At 65.7% G+C, this 7,989-nt stretch carries 4 protein-coding genes and 1 pseudogene; all 5 read right to left on the reverse strand.

Annotation, left to right across the window (positions count from 1 at the left end; translation table 11 throughout):
• A partial coding sequence (locus tag GJ695_RS28965; RefSeq protein ID WP_229261306.1) for a heavy metal translocating P-type ATPase occupies positions 1 to 1,489 on the reverse strand: 1,489 nt, incomplete at its 3' end.
• A 68-nt stretch (positions 1,490 to 1,557) separates the two neighbouring features.
• Entirely contained in the window at positions 1,558 to 2,412 is an 855-nt protein-coding gene (locus GJ695_RS28970; RefSeq protein WP_154370551.1) for a FecR family protein, read from the reverse strand.
• Positions 2,381 to 5,959 (reverse strand): two-partner secretion domain-containing protein, encoded by a 3,579-nt coding sequence (locus tag GJ695_RS29900; RefSeq protein ID WP_208023369.1) that lies wholly within the window; start codon positions 5,957 to 5,959, stop codon positions 2,381 to 2,383. Before GJ695_RS29900 ends, GJ695_RS28970 begins: the two co-directional genes overlap by 32 nt.
• Before the next feature lie 17 nt (positions 5,960 to 5,976).
• Positions 5,977 to 7,560, reverse strand: a complete 1,584-nt coding sequence (locus GJ695_RS28985) for a ShlB/FhaC/HecB family hemolysin secretion/activation protein (RefSeq protein WP_154370552.1) — start codon at positions 7,558 to 7,560, stop codon at positions 5,977 to 5,979.
• Between the two features lie 106 nt (positions 7,561 to 7,666).
• Positions 7,667 to 7,989: pseudogene (locus GJ695_RS28990) on the reverse strand (hypothetical protein); the annotation flags it as partial.

The raw sequence follows: 7,989 nt of genomic DNA on the forward strand, positions 1-7,989 counted from the left end.
CATCGGCGGAGGCCGGCGCCAAGGCGGCGCGGGCGGCGGCATCGGCAGCTTGCTGCACCGCGCGGGCCAATGCATGTTCGCTGCCGCGCTGGACGGCGGCGGCAAGTTGCAGCAGGCGCGCTTCGTCGACCTCCGGCGCCGGCGCCAGCACGGCCAGCGACGGCTGCCCTTCCGTCAGCGTGCCGGTTTTGTCGAAGGCCACGGTGGTGATGCGGTGCGCCAGCTCCAGCGCCTCCGCATCCTTGATCAAGATGCCGTAGCGCGCGGCCACGCCGGTGCCGGCCATGATGGCGGCCGGCGTCGCCAGCCCTAGCGCACACGGACACGCAATCACCAGTACCGCCACCGCATTGATGATGGCCTGCTCGGCGTCGCCGCCAACCAGCCACCAGCCGGCGAAGGTCAGCAGCGCCAGCACCAGCACCACCGGCACGAACACCGCGCTGACGCGGTCCACCAGATGCTGCACCGGCGCCTTGGCCGCCTGCGCGTCCTCCACCAGGCGAATAATCCTTGAAAGCGTGCTCTCGGCACCGACCGCGTTCACGCGCACCAGCAGCAGCCCTTCGCCATTGATGGCGCCACCTGTCACGCGCTCGCCGGCATGCCGCGCCACCGGCAGGCTTTCGCCGGTGATCAGCGCTTCGTCGACGTGGCTGGCGCCTTCGGTCACCACACCATCGGCGGCAATACGCTCGCCGGGACGCACGACGATGATGTCGCCCACCCGCACCTCACCGATGGCGACATCGACATCCTGCCCGCCACGCCGCACACGCGCCGATTCAGGCCGCAGCGTTTGCAGCGCGCGGATGGCCTGCGCGGTCTGGCGCTTGGCGCGCGCCTCCAGCCATTTGCCCAGCAGGACCAGCGTGATCACCACCGCCGACGCTTCAAAATACAGGTGCGGCATGACGCCGGCCGACAGCAGCTGGTAGACGCTCAGTCCATAGGCGGCGCTGGTGCCAAGCGCCACCAGCAAGTCCATATTGCCGCTGCGCGCGCGCGCGGCCAGCCATCCGGCGCGATAGAAGCGCGCGCCGAGCCAGAATTGCACCGGCGTGGCGAGCAACCATTGCAGGCGGCCGTCCAGCATCCAGTGGACACCGGCCAGTTCGAGCAGCATGGGAAGCACCAAAGGCAGGGAAAACAGCGCGGCCAGCAGGACCGCAAGGCCACCGGACGGCGTAAAAGTGGCGATGAAGCCACGCCTGGCCGGCGCAACGCCATCGGCCAAGGCAGCGGATGCGCCGACAGCCGGCGCCACGCCCGGCTCCGGCGGTGGCAGCGAGGCCTGATAGCCCGCCTTGTCCACCGCCTGCGCCAGCGCGGCGAAATCGACCGGTCCGGCCGATTCCACCCGCGCCATCTCGGTTGCCAGATTGACACTGACCTTGTCGACGCCCGGCACAGCCGCCAGCACCCGCTCCACCCTGCCGACGCAGGAGGCGCAGCTCATGCCTTCAATTTTGATCGCTTGCTGATTCATGGGACACCCAATGCTGTTTTCACTGACTACAGCATCAAGTATCCCACGATTGGAAGGTCAAGGTTTTTTTAGCGGACTTCGCAATCCACCGTATTCGACTTGGTTGCCGTGTTGCCGGGCGTGGTCTGGCCGGTTGGCGCATTGAATACCGGTGGCGGTGTGAACTGCATACCCGGATTCTGCGGCACGATCACCGGCGGCTGGGCGATGGTCGGCGTGAAGCCGAACTGGCCCGCCGCGAAATTCAGGCTGCCGCCCTTATTTGTCAAATTGATCAGGCCGTCGATCACCTGCACGTAGAGCCCGGGCGCCAACCTGCCGGAATTGCCCGGCAGCGGTGGAATATTGGCTTGCGCGAGCATCAGCGGCTGCACTGGGTAGCTGTCGCCCAGGCCGGCGGTGCTGGCCATCAGCCACGCCTGGCGCGCGGCGGCGGCCTGCGCGACAGCCTGCTCGCTCGGCTCCACCCATTCCGCGATGAAAGTGGTGCCGCGAATGCCGATGGTCGCGCTTGGCGTCTTCATCGAGAACTTTTCCTTGTTGCGCTTGCCCAGCAGGCCGGTCACCGAACGCAGGCCGCCCTTGACCAGGTTGAACGAGGCCGCGTCGCCGTCCGGCTTGTCGGCGTCGTAGGAGAAGTTCTCCACCTTGAAGGTGGTCGACGGTTTCAGCGTAATCTCGCTGTTGTCGATGAACTTGACCATGGCGTAGGTGTTCTTCTCGGTCACCAGCGTGTCGCCGCTTTCCACCTCGGACTTCATCGACAGGATGCGCACCGCACCGTCGGACCGCTTGGCCATCAATGGACCGCTCAATTGCACGATGGTGCCCGCCACCTGGGCCGCCCAACTGGCGCCGGCCACCCAGAACAGCAGCAACGCCAGCCACGCTTTAATTGCAGTAGAGTTTTTTAGTTGCTTCATTTTGCGTTCCGGTCTTGTCATTGGTTGCTGCTACTTTGTCGGTCTTCTTGTCGTCGCCAGGCGTCGACGAGGTGGACGTGCCGCCCGAAGTCGAGCCGCCGGACGAGGTGCCGCCCGGCGTGGCGTCGCTGGTCGCCAGCGTCTTGATCACCTCGGTGGACGCCTGCTGGACCGGCTTGACCGGCTCCGCCGCGGTCGGCGGCGACAGCACCTGGCACAGCGCCGAATTCGGCGCGATGGTGCAGATGTCCGCCGATGGCGGCGGCGTGGGCGTTGGCGTTGGCGTCGGCGTCGGCGTCGGCGTTGGTGTCGGCGTCGGAGTAGGCGTTGGCGTTGGCGTCGGCGTCGGCGTTGGCGTTGGCGTCGGCGTCGGCGTCGGCGTCGGCGTTGGCGTTGGCGTTGGCGTCGGCGTCGGAGTAGGCGTTGGCGTTGGCGTTGGCGTTGGCGTTGGCGTTGGCGTTGGTGTCGGCGTTGGCGTTGGTGTCGGCGTTGGCGTTGGTGTCGGCGTTGGCGTTGGTGTCGGTGTTGGAGTAGGCGTTGGAGTGGGCGTCGGCACAATCACCGGCACGACCACGCCATTCACATCCGAGATGGTGCCGTTATTCAAGAAGGAGCTTGCAGTCGCCGTCACATGGCCGCTGGACGAGCTGACGCTGCCGTTGCCGCCGATCGTAATCGAGTTGCTGGCATCGTAGCCCGTCCCCGCCGCCAGCGTAATATTGCCGGACAACGAAGACACCGTCCCATCAATCACCAGCGGGCTATGCGTCTGCAGCGTGATCGACCCCGAGCTGGTCTGCACGCCGTCCGGCGAGACCCCGGCGATGGTCATGCCGCCGGTGTTGTCGATGATGACCGCGCCGGCATTGCCGCCGCCCGCATCCACCTGCTGCGCCTTGTGCACCGTCATGATGGACGAATGCGCCGTGTTGTTGGTGTTGGCGATGTTGATGTCCGCCGTGGAGCCGTTGCCGGCCGTATTCACCGCCGTCAGCTCGGACACGCTGGTCGCCAGCGCCTTGCCGCCACCGATGCCACCGGTGGCGCTCAGCGTCAGCGCATTCGCGGTCAGCGAACCGCCGCTGGAGATGGCGCCGTTCGTCGCCTCCACGTTCAACGCGCCTGCCACCTTCAGCGCGCCCGCGACGGCAACCGCATTGCCACGCAGGTTCAGCGCCGTCGAGGCCGCAGTGCCGCCCCTCAGGTCCACCGGACCGGCAATCGCCAGCATGCCCTGGTACTCGGCATTCTTGCCGATGTTCAGCACGCCGGAATGCAGGGAATTCAATTCCGCGTCAACCAGGCTGAGTGAGTTGGACGTCTCGGCGCCGAGGCTGATGCCGGTACTGGCGCCATACGTATCCACATTGATGGTCTGCGCCGTGGTCGTGCCGCCCAGCGCCATCTTGTTGCCGATCAGCGATACGGAAGTGGCACTGATCACGGCATTGCTGCCCAAGGTCAGCGTGCCGCTGCCGTCCACGCTGGCGCGTAGCGTGCCGGCGCCGCCCAGCGCATGATTGAGCGTGATGTCGCCATTACTCTCAAACAGCAGGTTGCCCACCGAGGCCAGGCTCACATTGCCCCCCGACGTGATGCTGCCCGCCCCGCTGTCGCCAACGACCAGGTTGCCGGCCGCAACCGATTTCAGCCCGTTCGCCGTCAGTCCCAGCGTGCCGGCCGATGTGCCGCCGAAGGTGATGCCGCGATTGGCGCTGTAAGTACCGAACGACACCGTGTCGTAGGCGCCGGTACGGCTGCCGATGCTGCCTTGCGCGCCGTTCAGGTTGATGTTGTCGGAGATAAAGGAGATCAGCGCCTCGCTGCCGATGGTACTGGACACAGCGCCGCTGCTGCCCACCGTGATATAGCCGTCGGCCACATTGGCGCGCGCATCCATGCTACCGGCGCCCACGTTCACGTAGCCGTTGATGGTGATGTAGCTGCCCTGCATAGCCAGCGCATGGCCGCCGCTGCGCACCACATCCGTGCTTTCAAGCGAGGCGATGGTGATGCCGCCCATACCGGTGGCGCTGCCGCTGGCCCCATCGTTGGCGGTCAGCGTGATGTTACCGTTCATGTACAGCTGGTTGTTGACCTTGATGTCATTGCCGGCCTGCGCCGTCAGATTGACGTTGCTGTGGGTATTGCTGATGTCGCTGCTGAAGTTGATGTCATGCTTGGCCTGCAGCACGATACTGGTGGTGGCGTTGGAGAACAGATCGGCGCCGATCTGCGTGGTATCGGTCGCCACGCCGCCGTCGAACAGGATGTCGGCCGGCGTGATGCTGCCGCCGTCACCGGACACCACGGTGATGTCGTAAGGGTCCAGCAGCCAGCTGCCGGTTCTGCCTTGCGCCGCGCTCGTATTCACGCGCGCGCCGGCCACGTCCAGATAGTTGGCCGATGTTTCCACCTGGCCGCCGTCGCCGGCCGCCGCGCCGCCGCGCGCCGACAAGACGCCGTACATGCGGGTCGCGTCCTGGCTCCACACCACCACGGTGCCGCCATTGCCGCGTTGGGTGGCATCGGCGCTGATGACCACGTCCTTGCCCACGTAGGTGGAACGGGCGTTGAGCACCGCCGCGTTCTTGCCCTGGTAATCGCCGCCGACCAGCACCTTGCCGCCGCCGGCCGCGCCGCTGGCGTCCACCAGCGCGTTGCCGGTCAGGCCGACTTGCTTGCCGAGCAACATGATGTCGCCGCCGGTGTTCAGGTTGCTGCCGCTGGCGCTGGTCACGCTGCCCTGCTCCAGCAAGGTCGTGTCGCTGGCCTTGAGGACGATGGCGCCATTCTCGCCGCGCACCGCGCTGTTGGCGTTGATCACGCCACGCTGATTGACCAGCGCGCCAAATACGCCGACACGGCCACCGGCCGCGACGATGCTGCCCAGGTTCAGCGCCTGATCGGCCGGCGACGACACCACCACCTGCACATTCGGATCTTTCGAGTCGAACAGCTGCACGCTGTGGCCGGCAGCCAGCACCACGTCGCCATTGGGCGAGGAGATGACGCCGCTGTTTTCCACCGCCGGCGCAATCAGGAAGATCTGCCCGCCGGACGGCGTAGTGATCGTGCCCTGGTTGCTGACCTTGCCAGCATTGGCGGCGCCGTCGAAGTTGTTTTTGCCGGCCAGGAAATCGGCGTTGGACATATTCAGACTCGACGCCACCAGGCCGTTGACGTCCACGCGCGCACCGGCGCCAAACACGATGCCGTTCGGATTAATCAGGAACACCTTGCCGTTCGATTGCAGCGAGCCGAGGATCTGGCTCGGATCCTGTCCGGTGATGCGGTTCAGCACCCGGCTGTCGCTGCTCTGCTGGATGAAGCGGGTGATCTCGCCCGGCGCGATCGAGAAGCTGCGCCAGTCGATGATGGTGTTCGGCGTATTGGTAATCGAATACAGGCTGCCCTGCTGGTTGAAGGTGGCCATGCCGTGCACCACGGTCGGCGCGACAGGGCTGGCCTGCGCACTGCTGAACGCGGCCGCCACCACCACAGCCAGCGCTTTGCGGCGCAAATTAAAAGGAGTTTGCAGATTCATGTTTTATCTTCTAGTGATCAGTAGGCCAGACCCAAACGCACGTGCAGGCGATTGGCGTCGGCGCGGGTGGTAGCGCCGGCTTTGGTGACATGGCCGTAATCCAGTTGCAGGTTGACATAGGTGGACAGCACGAAGCGCGCGCCGACGCCGGCGCTGGCGATGGTGGTGCTGTCGATCTCGCCCGGTTGCGCCTTGTTGCGGCTGACGTAGGCGCTGTCGTAGAAACCCAGCAGGCGGCAGTTCCAGCCGGCGCGCGCGCACAGGTTGGGCGTGTACGCCTCCAGGTTGAGGCTGACGCCGGAATCGTTGGAGATTTCGCGCTCGATGAAGCCGCGCACCGAGGTCGCGCCGCCGGCGCCGAACTGCTCGCCGGGAATCAGCGCGTCGCTGGTGTACTGGCCGTTGACGATGGCGCGCAATTGCCACTGGTTCTCCAGCGCGCGCGTGATGCTGCCGCCGAAGCGCAAGATGGTGTAGTCGGCCTTGGCGCCGACGCGCGCCAGCGCGAAGGCATCCTGGCCGCCGTTCGAGCCGCCGGAGAGATTGCGCAGCAGCGTGATCTGGCCGCCCACGTCGCCCATCTTGATCGGCGCGCCGATCTGGTAGCTAAGGCTGACCGGATGCACGGTGACGTTGTTGCCCAGCTCGGTGGAATCGAACAGCACGCTGTTCTTGAAGGCTTTCACATCGACGCCGTAGGACAGCTTGGATTCGACCTCGCCGCGCCGGGCCAGCGCCTGGTTGTAGCGGACGCCGTACACCGCGCCCTTGCCGCTGACGGCCAGGTTCAGCGCGCCGGCGCTGACGGTACCGGAATCGACGTTGGAATAGCTGGCGAAGAAGTCCAGCGAGTCGCCCGACTCATACAGCGGAATATGGTAGCCGGCGCCATACACCTTGACGCGGCCCGGCTCCTCGGCCGAGGTGGTGTACTGCAGCGAGGCCAGATGGTCGCGGCCGAACAGGTTGGCGTTTTGCAGGATCACGCCGACGTGGGTCTTGCCGGTCGCCTCGGTGCCGGTGTTGTCGGCGTTGGCCATGACCTTCCACGGCGACTCGTCCTTCACGTCCAGCACGGCGTCGACCTCGTCGGCCACCTCGCCGCTTTGCAGCTTCATCGTCACCTGCTTGGACGGATTCTCGTTGCCCTGCTTCAGGTTGGCCGAGACCGCCTTCAGGTCCGGCGAGCGGCCCGGCTGCAAGGCCGGCAGGCTGCGGCGGATGTTCGCTTCGTCGAAATACTGGTTGTTCCTGACCGTCACGCGGCCGATCTTGGTTTCCACCACGCGCAGCGTCACCACACCGCCGTTCAACTCCTGCTCCGGCAGTTCGATGGTGACCACGTTGTAGCCGCGTTCGTGGTACTTGGCTTCCAGCGCCTCCAGCGCGCGCTGCACGTAGCCGAAGTCGCGCTGCTTGCCGCTGTACGAGGCCAGCACGGCGTCGATGTCCGCCTGCGGCAGCAAGGTGTTGCCCTTGACGTCGAAGCGCGTAATTTCAAAACGGATGACACCGTCATCCGCCGCGTCCGCTCCCCATGCCGATGCCACAGCAACGGCGAGAAGTGACCCTGCGAGCAGGCGCGTAATCTTATATTTCATGTTGTAAACCCATGGATTGGACAGTCTCTTCGATGCTAGCACGGCAACACTTGCCTGCGTGGCGTTTTTGCCACAACGCAGGCAAGTGTTGGATTTCTGTCTGGCATTAGTTGCAATACATTTTCTTGACTGGCTCGGTCGATGCCACGCCGGTCTTGCCGCCGCCGTTGGCGTTCTTTTCCTCGACCGGTTTTTCCGGCTGCGAGTTGCCGCCGGTGCCGCCCGTGCCGGCACTGCCGCCGGACGACGGACCGCCCTGGCTGCTGTTGACCGCGCTGTTGATGATGTTGACGGTCGAGTTGAGCGCCTGCGCCACCGGCTGGTTCTGCTGGCTCTGCGCGGCGGCGGCGTCCGCAGCGGCCTTGGCGGCGGCATCGGCGGCGGCTTTGGCAGCGGCATCCGCCGCCGCCTTGGCGGCCGCATCGGCGG

This window comes from Duganella alba (assembly GCF_009674495.1).
GTDB lineage: Bacteria > Pseudomonadota > Gammaproteobacteria > Burkholderiales > Burkholderiaceae_D > Rugamonas > Rugamonas alba.